The 19100-nt window shown below is 61.4% G+C and carries 16 protein-coding genes and 1 pseudogene; 14 read left to right on the plus strand and 3 right to left on the minus strand.

Annotated features, from left to right (window positions below; all coding sequences use genetic code 11):
- From AC6CH3_RS19875 to AC6CH3_RS19895, 5 genes are all read left to right on the plus strand, one after another.
- A partial coding sequence (locus tag AC6CH3_RS19875) for an NAD(P)/FAD-dependent oxidoreductase (protein WP_498134062.1) occupies positions 1 to 745 on the plus strand: 745 nt, incomplete at its 5' end.
- A gap of 45 nt (positions 746 to 790) precedes the next feature.
- Positions 791 to 1717: an ABC transporter substrate-binding protein gene (locus AC6CH3_RS19880; protein WP_498134063.1), complete on the plus strand. Its 927-nt coding sequence runs from the start codon at positions 791 to 793 to the stop codon at positions 1715 to 1717.
- A 58-nt stretch (positions 1718 to 1775) separates the two neighbouring features.
- Positions 1776 to 2909 carry an FAD-dependent oxidoreductase gene (locus AC6CH3_RS19885; protein WP_498134064.1) on the plus strand — a complete coding sequence of 378 codons (1134 nt, stop codon included), beginning with the start codon at positions 1776 to 1778 and terminating at the stop codon, positions 2907 to 2909.
- A 27-nt stretch (positions 2910 to 2936) separates the two neighbouring features.
- A complete protein-coding gene (locus AC6CH3_RS19890) occupies positions 2937 to 3653 on the plus strand; it encodes a GntR family transcriptional regulator (protein ID WP_498134065.1) in 717 nt (238 codons plus the stop codon).
- 48 nt (positions 3654 to 3701) lie between these two features.
- Positions 3702 to 3902, plus strand: coding sequence for a GntR family transcriptional regulator (locus AC6CH3_RS19895; RefSeq protein ID WP_498134066.1), 201 nt, complete (start codon positions 3702 to 3704; stop codon positions 3900 to 3902).
- 269 nt (positions 3903 to 4171) lie between these two features.
- Here the strand turns inward: AC6CH3_RS19895 and AC6CH3_RS19900 are convergent, their stop codons facing one another.
- Positions 4172 to 4849, minus strand: coding sequence for a GntR family transcriptional regulator (locus AC6CH3_RS19900; protein ID WP_498134067.1), 678 nt, complete (start codon positions 4847 to 4849; stop codon positions 4172 to 4174).
- A 430-nt stretch (positions 4850 to 5279) separates the two neighbouring features.
- On the opposite strand from AC6CH3_RS19900, the pseudogene AC6CH3_RS19905 reads away from it, so the two are divergent.
- Positions 5280 to 6484, plus strand: a pseudogene (locus tag AC6CH3_RS19905) (IS110 family RNA-guided transposase).
- Positions 6485 to 6616: 132 nt separating this feature from the next.
- Here the strand turns inward: AC6CH3_RS19905 and AC6CH3_RS19910 are convergent.
- Complete coding sequence (locus tag AC6CH3_RS19910; protein WP_498134068.1) at positions 6617 to 7318, minus strand: GntR family transcriptional regulator; 702 nt, start codon at positions 7316 to 7318, stop codon at positions 6617 to 6619.
- A gap of 224 nt (positions 7319 to 7542) precedes the next feature.
- On the opposite strand from AC6CH3_RS19910, the gene AC6CH3_RS19915 reads away from it, so the two are divergent.
- The 8 genes from AC6CH3_RS19915 (at position 7543) to AC6CH3_RS19950 (ending at position 17694) form a co-directional block, all read left to right on the plus strand.
- Positions 7543 to 8709 carry a mandelate racemase/muconate lactonizing enzyme family protein gene (locus tag AC6CH3_RS19915; protein ID WP_498134069.1) on the plus strand — a complete coding sequence of 389 codons (1167 nt, stop codon included), beginning with the start codon at positions 7543 to 7545 and terminating at the stop codon, positions 8707 to 8709.
- A gap of 255 nt (positions 8710 to 8964) precedes the next feature.
- A complete protein-coding gene (locus AC6CH3_RS19920; RefSeq protein ID WP_498134070.1) occupies positions 8965 to 10650 on the plus strand; it encodes an SLC13 family permease in 1686 nt (561 codons plus the stop codon).
- Positions 10651 to 11028: 378 nt separating this feature from the next.
- Entirely contained in the window at positions 11029 to 11976 is a 948-nt protein-coding gene (locus tag AC6CH3_RS19925) for a phosphoglycerate dehydrogenase (protein WP_498134071.1), read from the plus strand.
- Positions 11977 to 12006: 30 nt separating this feature from the next.
- Positions 12007 to 13086 (plus strand): tartrate dehydrogenase, encoded by a 1080-nt coding sequence (locus tag AC6CH3_RS19930; RefSeq protein ID WP_498134072.1) that lies wholly within the window; start codon positions 12007 to 12009, stop codon positions 13084 to 13086.
- Positions 13083 to 13394 carry a hypothetical protein gene (locus AC6CH3_RS19935; RefSeq protein WP_498134073.1) on the plus strand — a complete coding sequence of 104 codons (312 nt, stop codon included), beginning with the start codon at positions 13083 to 13085 and terminating at the stop codon, positions 13392 to 13394. Before AC6CH3_RS19930 ends, AC6CH3_RS19935 begins: the two co-directional genes overlap by 4 nt.
- A 16-nt stretch (positions 13395 to 13410) precedes the next feature.
- Positions 13411 to 14319, plus strand: coding sequence for an HpcH/HpaI aldolase/citrate lyase family protein (locus AC6CH3_RS19940; protein ID WP_498134074.1), 909 nt, complete (start codon positions 13411 to 13413; stop codon positions 14317 to 14319).
- A 103-nt stretch (positions 14320 to 14422) separates the two neighbouring features.
- Entirely contained in the window at positions 14423 to 15667 is a 1245-nt protein-coding gene (locus AC6CH3_RS19945) for a fumarylacetoacetate hydrolase family protein (RefSeq protein ID WP_498134075.1), read from the plus strand.
- A 362-nt stretch (positions 15668 to 16029) separates the two neighbouring features.
- Positions 16030 to 17694 (plus strand): PxKF domain-containing protein, encoded by a 1665-nt coding sequence (locus tag AC6CH3_RS19950; RefSeq protein ID WP_498134076.1) that lies wholly within the window; start codon positions 16030 to 16032, stop codon positions 17692 to 17694.
- 261 nt (positions 17695 to 17955) lie between these two features.
- Here the strand turns inward: AC6CH3_RS19950 and AC6CH3_RS19955 are convergent, their stop codons facing one another.
- On the minus strand, positions 17956 to 18420 hold the full coding sequence (locus tag AC6CH3_RS19955; protein ID WP_498134077.1) for a DUF7793 family protein: 465 nt from the start codon (positions 18418 to 18420) through the stop codon (positions 17956 to 17958).
- Positions 18421 to 19100 lie beyond the last annotated feature (680 nt).

Here is a 19100-nt window from a genome sequence, read left to right on the forward strand (position 1 = left end):
CGTAGGCAGCGTTGAGAACAAGACCCTCACCCTGGCCAACGGACGCGTCTCCGCGGCCAAAACGTTCATCTGCACCGAAGGGTATTCCGGGGAGCTGCTGGGCAGCAGGACCCTGATCCCGATCAATTCCTCGATGATCGTAACCAAGCCACTCTCGGAGGAGGCATGGCAGCAGATCGGCTGGAACGGGCCGCAGTGCCTCAGCGACTCCGCACACACCTTCATCTACGCCCAGCGGACAGCGGACGGCCGCATCGCCATCGGCGGCCGGGGCATGCCCTACCGCTACGGCTCCGGCACAGGAGGCGATGGTTCAACACCACGGTCCACCATTGACCTGATCTCCACCAAGCTCCGCTCCTTCTTCCCCGGTATCCCCTTCGAAGTGGACCACGCCTGGTCCGGAGTCCTGGGCGTTACCCGTGACTGGAACGGCGGCGTGCACTGGGACCAGGCATCCGGAATCGGATCTTCCACCGGCTACGCCGGACACGGCGTCACGGCAGCCTACGTCGGCGGCCGAACCCTCGTGGAACTCGCCTTCGAACAAAAAACAGAACGCACGGCACTTCCCTGGGTTGGCTACCGCGCACGGAAGTGGGAACCCGAACCCCTCCGCTGGCTCGGTGTCCACGGCATGTACCGGCTCTTCGGCATCGCCGACCAATGGGAAGAACGCAGGGACTCCACCAAAACCTCACTCCTGGCCAAATTCGGCAGCAGACTCGCCGGACTACACGAATAGTCCTCACCCAAAACCTGCACCTGAACCCCCTTGAAGGGAAGCACCATGAAGACCATCAACAAAGTCCAGACCGCGGCTGCCGGGCTTGCTGTCCTGCTGGCCCTGAGTGCCTGTGGCGGCGCTGCCACCGGCACCCAGGGAGCGGACATTCCCAAGACGCAGAACACCCGTGACGTCTCCGAGGGTGTCCAGCCGGATGCGGCCGCGGTGGCGCTGCTGCCGGAGCCCTACAAGACCAAGGGAGAAATCACGGTGGCGATGGATCTGAGCTCCCCGCCGATGACGTTCCTCGCCGAGGACAACACCACCCCGATTGGCGTGAACCCGGACCTCGCCCGCCTGGTGGCGAAAAAGCTGGGCCTGAAGCTGAAGTTCGAAAACACGGCGTTCGACACGATCATTCCCGGCATCGACCGCGGCCGCTACGACTTCACCGCCACCACCATGTCCGCCACCGAAGAGCGGCTGAAGGTCCTGGACATGATCAACTACATTAAGGGCGGCTCGGCCATTGCGGTGCCCCACGGCAACCCGAACAATCTGGCCAACGACGCGCTCTGTGGCAAGAACATCGGCGTGACCAAGGGCTCCACCCAGCAGCTCAAGCACCTGCCGAACGTCTCGAAGTGGACCTGCGAGGAAAAGGGCAAGCCGGCCATCAACGGCGTGACACTGCCCAACGTCCAGGAAGCCCTAACGCAGCTGGACTCCAAGCGGATCGACGGCGTCTTCTACGACGCCAGTGGCCTCGCCTGGGCCGACGAGCAGCAGCCCAACCACTTCACCACCCTGGAGCCGAGGATGGATACCCGCACGAACACCAACGTCGCCATGGGGGTCAAGAAGGGCTCACCATTGACACCGGCCCTGCAGAAGGCCATCCAGTCCGTCCTGGAAACCCCGGAATACAAGGAATCCCTGGAGTACTGGGGCCTGGGCGAATCAGCCATCACCGAAGCCACAATCCGCTAAGGGGCGTCCATGCAGCAAATAACATTCGGAAAAGTGGACAGGAAGAGGTGCTCTAACCATGGACGGAAAACTGGCTGTCATAGGCCTGGGCAGCATCGGAAGCATGGCGTTGTGGCAGGCATCGCGCCTGACTGACTCCGTCACGGGATTCGAGGCGCAGTCACCTGCTCACGGCAGAAGTGCCGTGGGAGGTGACACCAGGCTCTTTCGGATGATCTACAGCGGAGTACCTGACCTGTACCCCATTCTGGAACGCTCACGTGATCTCTGGGCTGAACTGGAAGCAGAAACAGGGCAGGACATTCTGACCCGCTGCGGCGGCCTGTCCATCGGCACCGCCGACGGCCCCTACATCCGCAGCCTCCTGGAAACTGCCCGAGCCAACGGGGCCGCCCACGAACGCCTCAGCCGCGAAGAGATGGCACAACGCTACCCGCAGCACAACCTCCGCCCAGATGACTGCGCCGTCTACGACCCGAACGCCGGGGTCCTGCGCACCGACCATGCCGTCACATTCGCCATTGCTGCGGCGGAGGCCAACGGCGCGACCGTCTACACCAACACCCCGATCGACAGCATCACCGAAACCGAAGACGGCGTCCTCATCACCTCAGGTGAGAAGTCCTGGACCTTCGAGAACGTCATCGTCGCCTCCGGCGGCTGGTCCCAAAAGCTGATGCCCGACTACCTCAAAGCCGCAACCCAGACAAAGCGCGTCTTCCTGACCTGGTTCGTCGCCAACGACGCAGCCCAGTTCACCCCGGAAACGTTCCCCACTTTCAACCGGATGTACGAGGACCGATCCATGTACGGTGCACCCGCCGTCGACGGGGTCACCGTCAAAGCCACCCTTGACGGCCGCGGCACGGTAACAACCGACCCCAACGGTTTCCCTAGGGAACTCTCAACAGCCGAAGTCACCGAGACCATCGAAGCGGTCTCAGAGTTCTTCCCCGGCCTCATCCCGACGATCGTCCGCTCCGACGCCTTCCCGGACCTCTACACCGATGACCGGAACCCGCTGCTGGGTTGGTTCGGCGAGACAAGCAAGATTTACGGCGCCACAGGCTTCTCCGGCGGAGGATTCAAAAACGCCACCGGCTACGGCCACATTGCCGCATACGAAGCCCTCGGCAAGGGGACTGTCGATGGTCTGGATTTCGTCAGGCCCGAACGCTTCAAGACGAGCTAGACCAACCTGTCAGCCAGAACTATGGGTATGAAGAAACGTGAGATGAGCGGGATGTCAAAGGTGGCACCAGAAGGACTTTTCGCACTGGAGGGAATACCCACAGCGCAGCGGATCGCTGATCATCTGCGCGAACAAATCGTCCAAGGATCCATCCGCCCAGGGCAACAGATCAACGAATACGTCTTGGCGAGCCAGCTCAACATGTCCAGAGGTCCTCTCAGGGAAGCACTACAACGCTTGTGTCAGGAAGGAATCCTCGTCTATCGGCGCAACCACGGATTGTTCGTTTCCCAAGTTGATGAGCATGACCGTAGAGAGATTAATGAGGTCCGTGAGTCCCTCGAATCCGCCGCGGCGGGCAGGCTATTGGATGGCAGCCCCAGGCAGATCAAAGAAACCTGTGAAGCGCTGAAGGAAATTGTGAATGAAATGGCCAAGCAAGTGTCCGCAGCCGACCAGCAGAGAGCTGCTGGCCTGGAGCTGCAGTTCCACTCAACCCTCGTTGCCGGCGCAGGCAATTCCCGCTTCAACCGTATCTACAAAACGCTTGCGGCTGAATCAAGAATGTGTAACCTCGACATGGAATTCTCCCGTGCACGGCTGGAGGCTCTGGTAGAGGAACATCAAAATATCCTGGCTCTCTTGGAGGCCGGCGACAGGGAAGCTCTCCTCAAGGCCATCAAGCGGCATATGCAAAAAGCCGTTGAGGACCTCACGGCAACTCACCAGGGTGCGACGCCCTGAATACTTAGGTACCGCCCCGAATAACAATCGACAAGAGAGGCCGGCACGATGGACCGCAAGCTCAAGTGGCAAGAACAGCGGACGACGACGCCGAACGGCGTGTACCGCGTGCTTCGAACAGCCATCCTGGACGGAACTGTGCCTCCAGGGGAACAGCTGCGCGAGACGCACATTGCTCCCGATCTCGGAATCAGTCGGTCCCCGCTGCGTGAGGCGCTGACCCGGCTTGAGGAGGAGGGCTGGTCGTGAAGATCCCCTTCCGGGGATCGTTTGTTGTGGAGGTGAGTGCCAGCGACGTCGCCGAGATCGCATCAATCCGTTTACTTGTCGAGCTTACGCTGCGGAGCTATCGGCCACGACGTTGCGCGGTCCTGAACGGCTTCGGTTAAAGCAAACCATCGGTTCCGCAATGCGCTCGGGGTCAACACTAACGAAGCGTAGTGCAGGCCCGACTTCAATCCACGCATGCTGCAGGCATTACTGACTGTATATAGCGGCAGGCTGAAGAAACAGGAGGCCTATGCCTTAGTCCGCTTCTCCAGAATCTCTCGGACGGCGTCTCGGTTTTCCTCTATGATCCCTGACAGGATTTCGCGGGCATGCGCCGGGTCCCTGAGCGTGAGGGCGTCGACGATGGTCCGATGCTCTTCTTCCAGGGCCGCAGTGTCCTCGTATTCCCGATGGTCGATTGAGAGCACCAGCAGGAAGTACCGGAGTTCATTCATGAGCTGGGCATAATAGCCGTTGAGCCTTTCACTGCCCATCAGCCCGACGATGGCTTGGTGGATGGCAAGGTCCGCCTCAACGATGGACCGCACATCATGAGTCTTGAGTGCCTCCAGAAATTGATCAAACGCCTCGTGAACGGATGAGAAGTCGGTGGCGTCGTCCACAGATGCGACTGCCGCCAGCTCAAGCTGCAACCGGGCCTTGTAGACATCGACCACGTCAGCATCGTCCGGGTTCCAGATCACCAGACCCTTGTTGAAGATGTACCGCACAAGACCCGTATTCTCCAGCAGGCGGACAGCTTCGCGGACAGTGTTCCTCGATAGGCCAAGATCAGCGGCGATCACTGCCTCCCGTACCCGCTCTCCAGGCTTCAAGGTGCCGTCCAGAATCATCCGGACCAGCCCGTCTGCCACCTTCTGGCTCACACTCGTCCCCGCGGTGTCGATGTGATCAGTAAGACGCATACAGGAAGCGTATAACAGTAGAACATTTCTCTAAAGGCCATAAGGAAGAGCCCGTGAAGGCTACTGCTTTACCCGTTGGGGCGATATCCCGCCGGCCGCTCACCAACTCACTCTCTCAGCACTCTTCCGATTCTCGGATCTCGATGTGCTCGGGCTGTAGAAGCGTTTTTCTGTTTTTAGCTGCTGTCCTTATGTTGTTACCGGGCTAAGTTCCGCGGCCGTTGTAGGGTCGTGGCTACCCAGGGGAGGTGGGTATGGCTTGGTTGCTGTGGCCGGACGGCTCGTGCGTGACGGCTTCGAAGGATTGGGCCGCCTGCCACCCCGCGATGACCCGACCGCTGATTGAGAGACGCGACATGATCGCCGGATAAGGACACGACGGCGCGGTTATCTGCTGGGCTCTACCCATCCAACAGACTGGAGGCTGTTCTTGGTACACCTATGGGCCGGCGTCGACGCCGGCAAAGCCCACCACCACTGCGTGGTGATCGACGCCGACGGAAACCGGCTGCTCTCACAAAGAATCACCAACGACGAACCAGCCCTGCTTCAACTCCTCGCCACCGTCCTTGAAATGGCAAACGGCGATGACGTGGTGTGGGCGACGGACCTGAATCACGGTGGACCTGCACTGCTGATCGCACTGCTCATCGGCCACGGACAGAATCTTCTGTATATCCCCGGTCGTACCGTGCACCATGCCTCGCGTATCTACCGCGGTGATGGGAAAACCGATGCCAAAGATGCGGCCGTTATCGCTGACCAGGCCCGGATGCGCCGCGACCTGCAACCCCTGAGTGCCGGGGATGAGATCAGCACCGGCCTGCGGCTCCTCACTGCCCGGCGAGCCGACAAGTCCGCGGATCGCGTCCGGGCGATCAACCGCCTGCAGGCCCAACTGCTGGAGTACTTCCCCGCGCTGGAACGGGCCTTCGACTACAGCCGATCCAAAGCCGCGCTGTTACTGCTGACCAAACACCGCACGCCGGACGGGATCCGCCGCGCCGGCCAAGCCAGGATCCACGCCTGGCTGAAGAAACATGGTGCCCGGTCCTCGGCGGCAGTTGCCGCAGCTGCGGTAGAGGCCGCGAAATCCCAGCACACTATCGTTCCCGCCCAGCACATGGGGGAGGAGATCGTGGCAGCACTCGCCCGGGAAATCCTCACCTTGAACGATGAACTGGCCGAACTCGATGCGCTGATCAGCGAGAAAGTGACCGAACACCAGCACACCGAGGTGCTGTTGAGCATGCCAGGCTTCGGACCCGTCCTCGCCGCCGAATTCCTCGGTGCCACCGGCGGGGATCTCACCGTATTCCAGTCCGCTGACCGGTTCGCCGGAGTTGTCGGACTGGCCCCGGCACCCCGGGACTCCGGAAGGATCAGCGGCAATCACCACAGGCCCAGACGCTACGATCGCAGGCTCCTCCGCGTCTTCTACCTTTCTGGGCTCTCCGCGCTGAAGTCCTGCTCCGCTTCGCGCGGCTATTACGACCGCAAACGTGTGGAAGGAAAATCCCACATCCAGGCGATGCTCTCGCTGGCCAGACGTCGACTCAAATCCTCTGGGCCATGCTCCGCGACGGCACTACATACACCCCTGCCCTGACACAGACTGTACCTTTGGCAGCCTGAAGGATAGACCAACCCGGGCTGTGAACGGCCTTCGGTGCTGCGCTGCATAGCTGGGTTGGCGCACAAGGACGGTCCATTGCGGCGGCAGTTGCCGGCTTCTGACGGCCGAAGAGAATCCGTCGCTGGGGGATGCTAGGCGGTCTTCTCCATGGTTACTGGCTGGACGTTCTCGCGTTCCTCCAAGGCTCCGGTTACTGAGGCTGTGAGGCTGTTGGCGATGTGAGTGCGGGCTAGTTCGGCTGCGCCGGGACCATCGCCGGAGGCTACAAGCTCAAGAATCTGGTGGTGCTGGTTCAGGTCTATAGTCCGGGGCTCATCACCGGAGGGAAGTTCCAGGCCGAGGCGGCGGTAGCGGTCGGACTTATCCCACAGGTCATCCAGAAGCTTGATCATGCTGGCGTTGTGGGAAGCGGTATAGACGGCTCGGTGGAAATCGCGGTGTGCCGTAATAGCATCCTCGCCCCAGACCCGGGTGACCGGCAGCAGCTTCTCGGCTGCAGTCCGCATGGCGACGATGTCAGCGTCGGTCCTGCGGTGTGCCGCCAACTCGGTCGCTGACGGCTCCAGCGAGAGTCGGACCTCCAGCAGCTCGCGGGCCTCGGAAGCACTCACGTCAGCCACACGGGAGTCCCTGTGGGTATCCATGATGATCAGGCCCTCGCTTGAGAGTCGCCGGATCGCTTCACGCAGAGGAGTAATGCTCATCTGCATGTTGTCCGCCAGTTCGTATTGGGAGACGCGTGAGCCAGGGGCAAGGCCACCCGAGAGTATCAGCTGGCGGAGTTCGCTGTACGCCAGACTGCCCTTACTGGAAAAGACGTTCGTGGTGCTCATCTGACGCTCCGAATTTCTTACTGAACGGGGGACACCTTGCTCCCTTGAAAGACCATCTTATAAGAAATTCCAGCGGAAGGCTTGTGCGTCCCGTCACTCCCAGCTAGCCTTGATCGCAGGTCTTATAAGATATTTGTCGAAATGGCCTGCTTGCCCTCGCACCTCAGGTCGACCTCCGACCCGAGTCTTATAAGAAATAAGATCTATTCAGGAGAGATTCTAAGATGAAAATCGTTTCCGCCCACGTCGGCACCATTCCCATCAGTTCCTCGATCAGGAACGCCTTCATTGACTTCACCAAGATGGACTGCACGATCATCGCGCTCGTCTCCGATGTTTTCGTGGACGGCAAGCCTCTAGTTGGCTATGGCTTCAACTCCAACGGCCGCTACAACGCGACAGGCATCCTGAAAGACCGCATTCTTCCGCGCATCCTGGATGCCCCTGCCGAGGACCTTCTGGATGAGGACGGCCAGCTTTCGCCGGAGAAGGCGTGGGACCTGATGATGTCCAACGAAAAGCCCGGCGGCCACGGCGAACGTTCCGTCGCTGTCGGCGTTGCCGACATGGCCCTGCACGACCTGGCCGCGAAGATCGCCGGCGTCCCGCTGTACCGATGGATCTCGGACCACTACGGTGACGGCAACCCGGACAAGGACGTCTTCGTTTACGCCGCCGGCGGCTACTACGCCCCCGGAAAGAGCCTCGAGGACCTGCAGAACGAAATGCGCGGCTTCCTCGCCAAGGGCTACAACGTGGTCAAAATGAAGATCGGCGGCGCCGACCTGGCCGAAGACCTCCGTCGCATCGAAGCCGTGATCGAGGTCCTCGACGGCGACGCTTCCCGTCTGATGGTGGACGTCAACGGCAAGTTCGACCTTGAGACGGCGCTGGAATACGGCAAAGCCATCGACCAGTACGGGCTGTTCTGGTACGAGGAAGTCGGCGATCCGCTGGACTACGCCCTGAACGCCACCCTCTCCGAGCACTACAGGAACCCGATCGCCACCGGAGAGAACCTCTTCTCCCTCCAGGACGCCCGCAACCTGATCCGCTACGGCGGCATGCGCCCGGACCGCGACTTCATCCAGGTCGACCCAGCCCTGAGCTACGGCCTGACGGAATACCGCCGGATCCAGGACATGCTCGCCCAGCACGGCTGGTCCTCACGCCGCTGCATCCCCCACGGCGGACACCAGTTCTCCCTGCACATCGCGGCAGCCCTCAAGCTCGGCGGCAACGAGTCCTACCCGGGCGAGTTCCAGCCCACCGGCGGCTTCACCGACGACGCCGTCATCGTCAACAGCCGCGTGGCCCCCGGGGACCTGCCCGGCATCGGACTCGAAGGCAAAGCCGAGTTCTACAAAGTCCTGCGCGAACTGCACAACTAACCACTGAAGGTCGGCAGTTCCCTCACCGGTCTTGGGAACAGGAACTGCCGACCTTGGCACTCATACGGCTCCCTGAAATAGCGCAAAGAAGCGTCCTTCGAGTGGCGACCGCCAAGGAAGACGGTCCCACCACCGAGATCCTCCGCCTTGCTTCCTCTGTCGCAAACCCTATGGCGGATAGTGGCCCATATGGCATCCACCTCGAGTTTTACGCAGACGACAATGCTGAGCAAAATAACCCAAGAAAGTCATGCCATGGCAACATCTGCCCTGCACTCCCTTTGGGAAGGCCTATGGACATCGCACCGAGAGACCAAGAGTCTCTTGACGTTTTCAAAAATCAGGCAGTTCTCAAGGCGAGACTCCATTACCACCGAGCAGGATAAGGAACCCGGCTCCGTGATAGTCCAGGAAGCGCCTGCGGGGGCCAAGTCGCCTCAGGCCTCCGGAGGCCCGGGTTCTGGCTATACGCCCGCACGTATCACCGGCCTGATCCTCGGCCCGGCCCTGTTCGTGGCGGCAATGCTGTTCTTCAACCCGGAAGGTCTTTCCTCTGAAGGACAGGCAGTCTTCGCCACCACCCTGTGGGTCGCCACCTGGTGGATCACCGAGGCAATACCCATCCCGGTAACCTCCTTGCTTCCCGTCGTGCTCCTGCCTCTAACCGGGGCACTGGAGGGGTCCGCGGTCGTCTCGGCGTACGGTAACGACATCATCTTCTTGTTCATCGGTGGCTTCTCGCTTGCGATCGCGATGGAGAAATGGAACCTCCACCAGCGCATCGCCCTAGCGATCGTTTCAGCCATCGGGACGGGTCCTCGGCGCATCGTCCTCGGATTCATGGTCGCGACAGCCTTCCTGTCCATGTGGGTTTCCAATACAGCAGCCACGATGATGATGATTCCCGTCGGTCTCGCCGTGGTGTATCAGGCATCCCACGCGCTGAAAGGTGGAGAACATGCGGGAGAACTGCCGAAGTTCGAAAAATCCGTCGTCTTCGGCATCGCCTACGCGGCAACCATTGGCGGTCTCGGCACCCTCATTGGCACACCACCGCTGGCAATTCTCGCCGCGACGGTCGGGGAACTTTTCGGAGAGACCATCTCCTTTGGCCAATGGATGCTGTTCGGGATTCCCATTGTCGTCATCTTGCTCTCGTTCGCCTGGTTCTACCTGACAAACGTCGCTTTCAAGGTGCGGTTCAAACATCTCCCCGGCGGCGCGGAACTCATCCGAAGCGAGAGGAAAGCCCTCGGTGGTATGTCCCACGAGGAAAAGGCTGTACTCGCGGTCTTCCTGGGCGTCGCCTTCTTGTGGATAACCCGGTCCTTCATCTGGGAAAACGTCCTTCCGGGCATCAGCGACGGAATCATTGCTGTCATGGCGACCGTGGTGTTGTTCGCGCTCCCAACTCGCCGCGCCGATGAGAAAAGAATCATGCAGTGGGAGGACTCGAAAAAGATCCCGTGGGGGATCCTCCTGTTGTTCGGCGGAGGCCTCGCCCTTGCGGCGGGGTTCGTGAAGACCGGCCTGTCCGGATGGATCGGCGAGCAGCTGCGAGTTCTCGACGGGGCCAATGTCATCCTCATCATCCTTCTGGCAACCGCGCTCGTGCTGTTCTTGACTGAGATCACCTCAAACGCGGCGACCGCGACCATGATCCTGCCGGTCATGGCAGCGTTCGCGATCGCCTTAGGCATCCACCCACTCGCGCTGATGGTGCCCTGCGCCATGGCAGCGAACTGCGCTTTCATGCTTCCGGTCGGCACACCCCCGAACGCAATCCTGTTCGGAACCGGGAAGGTGACGATCCTGGAAATGGTGAAGGCGGGATTCTGGCTCAACATCGCTGCGCTCTTCCTCATCGTTGCAGCAGTTCTCTACCTATTGCCGCCCCTCTGGGGAATCGATCTCATGTCAACGCCCCCAGCCTTCCTATAAGCGGATGTTTCGTCCGAGGACACCGACAGCCGCCAGACAACGGCCGCCCATAGGACGCGGCGGCGAACGGTAGACCCGCCTTCCTGCGACCTCGGCACCCCGGCAACCCGGGCGCCGAGGTCGCAGGAAGACGACAAATCATGGAAGGTGCGCCGGCTACCCAAGGCCTGATCAGTCATCGCCCTGACTCACTAACAAATGGGCCGCGGCCGGAACGCAAAAATCAGATCGTCTTCTCAGACGATGCAGGACCCAGCGCAAGGCGTGCGTTAGTCGAGGCAAAGAAGGCTGACCATCCATGCCCCTGGAGCTCCGGCAGGGCCTCCCCAGCCGGAACGAACCAGCCACCGAACACAACCAAATGGAGAGCACCTGATCATGGGACGCATCCTGATTACCACCGACTACCTCCGCCCGGGAGACACCGTTGACCAACTCCTGCGCGAACACGGTCTGGAACCGGTCTACGCACCCTCCCGGGGCCCACGCACGCTGGAGGAACGACGCTCACTGTTCGAGGGCATATCCGGGGTAATCCTCGCCAGCGAACCAGTCACCGCCGACATGCTCACCGGCGCTGCCTCCCTGAAAGTCATCGCCCGCAGCGGCGTGGGGTACGACTCCATCGACGTCCCGGCCGCAGCCGCACAAGGGATCCGGGTCTGCAACGCCCCGGGAACTAACCACCATTCAGTCGCCGAACTCACCATCGGACTGATCATCATGGCCGCCCGCCGCCTCCTGCACGTCACCACCGCCGTCCGTAACGGCCACTGGCCACGTGAAGCCGGCACCGAACTGCGCGGCTCAACCCTGGGCATCATCGGCTACGGTCCCAGCGGACGCGCCACCGCAAGCCTCGGCGCAGCCCTCGGCATGAACGTCTTGGTCAGCACCGCCCACCCCGACCCTGACAGCAACAACACCGTCCGGTTCACCGATCTCGACACCGTCATCGCCGATGCAGACTACCTCTCCCTGCACACCCGCGCAGGCCAGAGCACCGGCCCGCTCATCGACGCGCCCCGGCTCCAAGAAATGAAACCCAACGCCGTCCTCATCAACACCGCCCGCGGCTCCCTCGTGGATGAAGAGGCTCTGGCCAAGGCCCTGTACGACGGCACCATCGCCGGCGCCGCCTTGGATGTGCTCGAGTACGAACCCCTGCCCAGCGACAGCCCCCTCCGGGGACTGGACAACGTGCTCATCACCTCCCACCTCGCCGGCCAGACCGCCGGAGCCAGGACACGGGCCGGCCTGGCAGCCGCGCAGGCAGTCATCGACGTCCTCGAAAACCGCGAACCGGCACACCCGGTCGACCGCTAACACCAAAGCAAAGACAAGAAGGAAACCCAGATGTCGAAACCCCACCGCATCGCAGTCATCCCCGGCGACGGAATCGGCACCGAAGTCGTACCCGAAGGCCTGCGCGTCCTGGACGCCGCAGCCTCAGCCTTCGACCTGAACCTCAAATACGAGCACTTCGACTACGCCTCCGCCGACTACTACACCCGGCACGGGAAAATGCTGCCCGACGGATGGTTCGACCAGCTGAACCAGTTCGATTCCATCTTCTTCGGCGCCGTCGGGTGGCCCGACGTCGTCCCTGACCACATCTCCCTCTGGGGAAGCCTGCTGCAATTCCGCCGCCACTTCGACCAGTACGTCAGTCTCCGCCCCGTCAAGCTCCTCCCAGGCGTGCCGAGCCCCCTCGCAGGCCGGGTCCCCGGCGACGTGGACTTCTACGTCGTCAGGGAGAACACCGAAGGCGAATACTCCAGCATCGGCGGTAAAATCTTCGAAGGCACCGACCGCGAAACAGTGGTCCAGGAAACGGTCATGACCCGCACCGGCGTGGACCGGATCCTCAAGTACGCCTTCGACCTCGCCCAGAGCCGGCCCAAGAAGCACCTGACTTCCGCCACGAAGAGCAACGGCATCTCCATCACCATGCCCTACTGGGACGAACGCGTGGAAGAGATGGCCAAAGGCTTCGCCGATCTGAAGGTCGACAAGTATCACATCGACATCCTCGCAGCGAACTTCGTCATGCATCCAGACTGGTTCGACGTCGTGGTCGCCAGCAACCTCTTCGGTGACATCCTCTCCGACCTCGGACCTGCCTGCACCGGCACCATCGGCATCGCACCCAGCGGAAACATCAACCCCGAGCGCAAATTCCCCAGCCTGTTCGAGCCGGTCCACGGCTCCGCCCCGGACATCGCCGGCAAGGGTATCGCCAACCCCATCGGCCAGATCTGGTGTGCCGCGATGATGCTCGACCACCTCGGAGAACCCGAAGCCGCGACCTCCATCACCACCGCCATGGAAACCGTGCTGGCCCGCGGACCCCACGCCCTCACCCCCGATATGGGGGGCAACGCCACCACCAAAGACCTGGGTAAAGCAGTGGCATCGGCCTTGATCGCACCATGACCCCATCAACCGGACCGGGAAACCGGCACGCATCCGCCAACGGAGCGCGGATCATCCTCCGCCAGTACATCCACTGGCGCCGGCTGATCGGAACAACCGTTCAGATCCGCCAGAACGGCCAGATCATCCGCACCGGGACAGTTGACGATGCCATGGCAGACTCCACAGCACTCTGGATCGCAGGCGACTCCACCCAGTCACGCGCCATGTACGAAGCCACCCGCGGGATCGAAGTGTGGAGCGAACCTGAGGAAGCCGAAGACGGGCTCTGCTACCGCATGACATCAACAGCACCATCACCCAACTGAGCTAGCACGGAGACCCATGACACAGCACACCTACCTGCCCCGGAACACCCAAGACACCACCACACCCCTCAATGAAGCCCTTCAGAATCCCTTTCGGGAACGCAATATCCCCGCCGAGATTGCACGCTCCTGGCTCCTTGTTAATGCCATGAAGACTGAGCTTTTTGACCAGTCCGCGGTCTCCCGCGCCGACTCGATCATCCTGGACATCGAAGACGCTGTTGACCCGTCGCAGAAGGACCAGGCCCGGAACAACGTGGTGGACTGGCTGACCGCCGGCGGCAAGGCCTGGGTCCGGATTAACGATGCCACCAGCCCCTTTTGGGCCGATGACCTTGCAGGGCTGCGCGGCACCCCGGGGCTGCTCGGCGTGATGCTAGCCAAGACCGAATCCGCAGACCAGGTGACGGAGAGCTTCCACCGCATGGACGGCAAGACCCCCGTTATTCCTTTGGTGGAATCCGCCGTCGGCATTGAGGAAGCCAACCACATCGCGAAGGCCCAGGGCGCGTTCCGCCTGGCCTTCGGCTCCGGTGATTTCCGCCGCGACACCGGCATGGCCGCCACGGCCGAGGCCATGGCCTACCCGCGCGCCAAACTGGTAGTAGCCAGCCGCGTCGGCAACCTCCCCGGCCCCATCGACGGCCCCACCGTCGGCACCAACCACCCCATCCTGCGCGAGCAGACAGGCATTACGGTGATGATGGGAATGACCGGCAAGCTCTGCCTGGCCATCGACCAGACCCCCGTCATCAACGAGGTCATCAGCCCCACGCCGTCCGACGTCGCCTGGGCCACTGCCTTCATGGCCGACTTCGAAGCCAACGGCCGGGTGATCCGTGACGGCTCGGACCTGCCCCGCCTGGGCCGCGCCGAAAAGATCATGAAACTCGCCGTTGCCTTTGGGGTGCAGCCCGCGCTGTAGCACCCACCCGGCCGCCTGAGTGGACGGCCGAGGCGAACAACCACGCCCTTCGCGCGTCCGCGCGCTGCCGTAATCAGCAACCAAGATCATGAAGAGAGAACGAATGGCCTACGCAAACTACCGATACAAGGGTCAGAACTACCTTGGCGAAGTTCACGGCGAACACATCATCCCGCTGGCCGGGCTTACCGAGGTTGGACCGGAAACATCCGCCGATCTCCTTGCCAGTGCCGCCCGTCTGGGGGAATCACGCGTTCCCCTATCCGAAGTCACCCTGCGCGCGGCGTCACCACGGGCCGGCAAGATCCTCTGCGTGGGCCTGAACTACAAAGACCATGCCGACGACATCATCCTTCCCCCGGAATCCACCCAGGTCGACTTCGAGGGCGAACTCGCCGTAATCATCGGCAAGGTAGGCCGCCGCATCGCCGAACAGGACGCCATGGACCACATCCTTGGCTATCGCGTCTCCAACGACGTCACCATGCGCGACTTCCAGAACAAGTCCCACCAGTGGCTGCAGGGCAAGATCTGGGACAACACCACCCCGATAGGCCCCTACGTCGTCGCCCCTACAGAAGCCGACATCAGCAAGGCAGGCATCAGCACAGCCCTGAATGGGGAAGTTGTACAAAAATCGCACCTCTCCCACCTGATCTTCAGCATCCCCACTCTCATCGCCACAATTACTCAATTCACCACACTGGAGCCAGGGGACGTCATCCTCACCGGCCCACCAGCCGGAGTTGGATACCGCCGAGACCCCCAACTGTTCCTCAAAGACGGTGACATCATCACCGTGACCGTGGAAGGGGGTCGGCACAATCACCAACACCGTCAGGGCAGAAGCCACCTGACGTATACCCGTATCAGGAAGAAAACGCACTGCTGTCTTGGAAAACAACAGCTTTTCAAGACACCCCTCCGGGGCAGGGATGAGCCGGCCGGAGCGGCGGGTACCCGGCCAGCCGCTCGTCTCGAAAACTCGTCCCACCATTCATCGTCTCGCCAGCAGCTTTCCGGCAGGGGCGCGCAGCACCGCCCAGCAGAGCACCAGAGCAGGCTGCAGATCTGCGCCGTACACCGGTGCCCTGACCGGCCTCACCCGCCTGGGCCTGGGAGGCTCAAGGGCATGCCGCAGCACCGCCCGGGCATGATCCCGGTGCCAGCCGGTCAGCTCAACGACCTCGTCCAGGATCCTTCCCTTCCGGACCCTGTCACCAGCCTGATAGGACCTCGCCAGCTGCTTCGTCACGGCCTTGCGCTCAGCCATCGTCAATCCCATCCACCCGGCGTAACCCCAACCGCTCACCCCGGCAACCCGACGACCCAGCCGGAGGATTATTGATGAGGCAACGTATCCCCCTTCGCGGAGGTTATTTACGAGTCAACGCGTACTCTTGCCGCCCATAGGCTCCGGGCGTACCCTTGGGCCCATTACCGGATGCTCAGGCAGAGGTTAGCCGGTGGTGGGTTGGGCGTCGGCGGACGTTGCTTATTTTGGCCCCTCAAATCTTTGCCCGGAAGAAGGCATTGATGTCTGAAGTCAGCACGTCCCGGCGTTTTACAGCAGTTTTTGCCGCTTTACTCCTTCTTTTAGCCGTACCGCTGGGGACGACTGCCTCAGCGGATCCCGGCCACATCAATGTCAGCGCGGTTTTGGATTCCCCAGGACTTCTAGCGAACGTCAACGGCGGTTCCGCCCCCTCCATGGAACCACAAGTCACGTTCGAGGTGTTCAACGCCGGCGACGGAGCCTTGGTCGCTGAGGCGGCTCAAGTAACTTCTTCTTGGGATGTGGCAAGCGCCTCCTTCGACTTGGAGGACGGGAGCTACAAGATCAAAGTATCGGCCCCCGGCTTTGTGGAAAGCTGGTTTACCGAGTCGTCAGGAGCTGAAGAAGGTAATGCTGTTTTCACCCAGCTGTTTGGCTACCAGGAGCGGTATACCGCCGAGACAGCGGAAACGATTGTGGTGGATTCCCTTAACCCGGGAAACTCCAGCTGGGTCACCGGGGCTTTTACTGTCCTGCACCGCACTGCATCATCAATAACCGGTGCGGTTGGAAATGACGCCACTATATCGATGGGATCAATGCTGCCAGGTGTTGCAGTTGAGCTTTACGCTGCAGCGGACCCGGTTGCAGGTCGCCTGGCTGGAACCGTTACCGACGCAAACGGCTACTATACCTTTGAAAACCTTGCTCCAGGTTCATACCTGGTGCGTTTCCTCGCCGGGGAGGTTGAGCGTTGGTGGCCCGAAACACCTCATCGCGCCGAAGCCGAAGCGATATCCCTGAATGGAACCAACCACTTCAACCTCGCCTATGCAGTCTTCCCTGCAGGGTACGCAGCAGCGGATCCGTCATACAGCCTTGCTCTCGCAGGTGAGCCCGCGCTGGGTGCCACACTGACCGCAACATCCACCGTGCCTGTCGAGCTGAGCCCTGCAGGTGAGGATTGCCTGCAGCGCTACAGCTGGTTTGTTGATGGGACACGGGTGGAGGGCGCCTTCGGCCCTACGTTTGTAGTACCTCTTGACGCCGGCGGGAAGGCTATCCATGCGCGGCTGAATACGGCCGGCATCGTCTGCACGTACTGGGAATTGGACAGCGACGCCATAACAGTGGATCCGGGCCTCACACTGCTCGGCGAGAGTGTCGTCATTCCTATCGACAACACCGGAGGGACGGACGTCACCCTGACGTTTGAGAATGTAACCGCGTCCGGGACAACCACCGTTACAAGGCTCGAATCTGACAGTGACTATCCCCCTGAAGGGTTCACTTCCCTGACCGACCCTCCGTTGTACTACGACATTCAAACCACCGCGGAGTTCGACCCGGCGCTTGGCGTTGAAATCTGCATCACCTTTGACACCACTGGCATGACCGAGGCTCAGGCCACGGGACAGCACCTGTACCACTACTCCGACGGAGCCTGGAAGGACATCACCACCAGCAGCAGCCACGGCAAGGTGTGTGGAATCACTGATTCGTTCTCACCCTTCGCAGTAGGCCAGCCCAACTGGCCGTTCGTGGGATTCCAGCAGCCGGTGGATAACGACGGCGTCCTCAACGCCATGAAAGCCGGAGCTGCAGTGCCTCTGAAGTTCGGGCTTGGCGGGGACCGAGGCCTGGACATACTGGCGGGAGCACCGACATCGACTGTCATCGCCTGCCCAGGCGGGGCCAGTACGGCCGCGGTGGAGGAAACTGTCGCCACGGAAAAGAGTTCCCTCAGCTACAGCGCTGACTCCGATACCTACACCTTCGTGTGGAAAACACAGAAAACGTGGGCGGGATCCTGTCGGCAATTCGAGCTGCGGCTGGATGACGGCACTGTGCACGCGGCACTGTTCGCCTTCCGAAAGTGAGGCTCAGTTCGACCTAACACTGCTGCCGCCTTCACCCAGGGCGGCAGCAGTGTGCCGCCGGCCAGGTCGGCGCGCGCCTTCCACCGGCGGCTTGCACTGATTTCTGCCGTTAACATTCGCGGAAGCGGCCGTATCTGCTTGCTGTTTAGACAGTTCGCCGAACCACGGACAACATCGCGGACACCGCCGAGTAGTAGGTACTGTTTTTCGCTGCTGTCCTGCGGATCGTACGTCCTGCTCCAGCGCCAGGTCCGGCTGGCTTTAGGGCTTGTCGCTCATCACCCAGCTCAGCGCCTGCGTCCGGGAAGTGAAGAACCGGGTGGGGCATGTTGGGATGTGAACGCCTAGGAAGAAATTCGCCAAAACCCGGTCCACGGGACTGGCGCCAAGAAGTGCGATACGGGAGGCGGCGCAAGGAATGGAGAACACAGCACGCGCTTGTCTGGACACCGAACTGGTCCTGGCCATATCAACAAGGAGCGGGTACTCCACGCCGTCCGCGATTTCGTTGACGGCGGCCATAGCTGCCTTGGCATCCACTTCTTCAATATGAACGTCAGGATCCCACGCAAGGTGAATTAAACCGGAGGGCTCCAGACCCACCACACCTTTGCCACCTTCAACCTTAAGTGGTTGCATGCATTCGCTCCCCAGATAAGCCCGTTCCGCCATGATGGCCCTGATCCACAGTACAACTGAGTTAAGGACCTCGTCGGTTACTGTCACGGAATTACCGAACGGACGCATGTCCCGGAGATTGCAGCCCTCATCCAAACCGTCACTTCGAGTGTTGATCCAGCGCCGTCGCGGCCGCGCACAAACAAGGTCCTCGCTTCGCTCGGGCTGTAGAAGCGTTTTCTGTTTTTTGCTGCTGTCCTGCGGATCGTACGTGCCCGCTCCACCGGCTCAACCGTCCTGCGGACGGCTGCACAGCCGATGCCTTGTATCGGCGCTTCGCTTATTTCCTCCCACAACCCATCCGCTGCTTGCCCTTTCGGGTTGCCCCGGCTCCGTCGGGCACAGCTACGCGATGCTCCGCCAGCAGCCAAAAACCAACGGGGGAGAGGGGGAGCTGGCCGGTCACCTGAGCCGCCCCCGCCAACCTGGAAGGAACGCAGCCATGAGCGATAGGAAGTCCCGCGAGCCCTACTCGGGAACGCCGACCGGGCGGGGGCCGCCCTCTAACTGACCCGCAGGAGTCCGTTGACAACATCATTGAGATTCCTGCGGATCGTACGTGCCCGCTCCGCCAGCAGGCAAAAACAACGGGGGAGAAGGGAAGCTGGCCGGTCATCTACGCCGCCCCACCCATCTGGAAGGAACACAACCATGGGCAACAGGAAGTCTCGCGAGCCGTACTCGGGAACGCCGAGCGAGAGGGGACCGCCCTCCCAAGACAGTCGTGC

Source organism: Arthrobacter sp. GQ119 (assembly GCF_059759125.1).

Bases quoted from the DNA above. Each gene is read 5' to 3' on its own strand.
- AC6CH3_RS19880 (WP_498134063.1), top strand. From the start codon at position 791: ATGAAGACCATCAACAAAGTCCAGACCGCGGCTGCCGGGCTTGCTGTC.
- AC6CH3_RS19885 (WP_498134064.1), top strand. From the start codon at position 1,776: ATGGACGGAAAACTGGCTGTCATAGGCCTGGGCAGCATCGGAAGCATG.
- AC6CH3_RS19890 (WP_498134065.1), top strand. From the start codon at position 2,937: ATGAAGAAACGTGAGATGAGCGGGATGTCAAAGGTGGCACCAGAAGGA.
- AC6CH3_RS19895 (WP_498134066.1), top strand. From the start codon at position 3,702: ATGGACCGCAAGCTCAAGTGGCAAGAACAGCGGACGACGACGCCGAAC.
- AC6CH3_RS19900 (WP_498134067.1), bottom strand. From the start codon at position 4,849: ATGCGTCTTACTGATCACATCGACACCGCGGGGACGAGTGTGAGCCAG.
- AC6CH3_RS19910 (WP_498134068.1), bottom strand. From the start codon at position 7,318: ATGAGCACCACGAACGTCTTTTCCAGTAAGGGCAGTCTGGCGTACAGC.
- AC6CH3_RS19915 (WP_498134069.1), top strand. From the start codon at position 7,543: ATGAAAATCGTTTCCGCCCACGTCGGCACCATTCCCATCAGTTCCTCG.
- AC6CH3_RS19920 (WP_498134070.1), top strand. From the start codon at position 8,965: ATGGCAACATCTGCCCTGCACTCCCTTTGGGAAGGCCTATGGACATCG.
- AC6CH3_RS19925 (WP_498134071.1), top strand. From the start codon at position 11,029: ATGGGACGCATCCTGATTACCACCGACTACCTCCGCCCGGGAGACACC.
- AC6CH3_RS19930 (WP_498134072.1), top strand. From the start codon at position 12,007: ATGTCGAAACCCCACCGCATCGCAGTCATCCCCGGCGACGGAATCGGC.
- AC6CH3_RS19935 (WP_498134073.1), top strand. From the start codon at position 13,083: ATGACCCCATCAACCGGACCGGGAAACCGGCACGCATCCGCCAACGGA.
- AC6CH3_RS19940 (WP_498134074.1), top strand. From the start codon at position 13,411: ATGACACAGCACACCTACCTGCCCCGGAACACCCAAGACACCACCACA.
- AC6CH3_RS19945 (WP_498134075.1), top strand. From the start codon at position 14,423: ATGGCCTACGCAAACTACCGATACAAGGGTCAGAACTACCTTGGCGAA.
- AC6CH3_RS19950 (WP_498134076.1), top strand. From the start codon at position 16,030: ATGGAACCACAAGTCACGTTCGAGGTGTTCAACGCCGGCGACGGAGCC.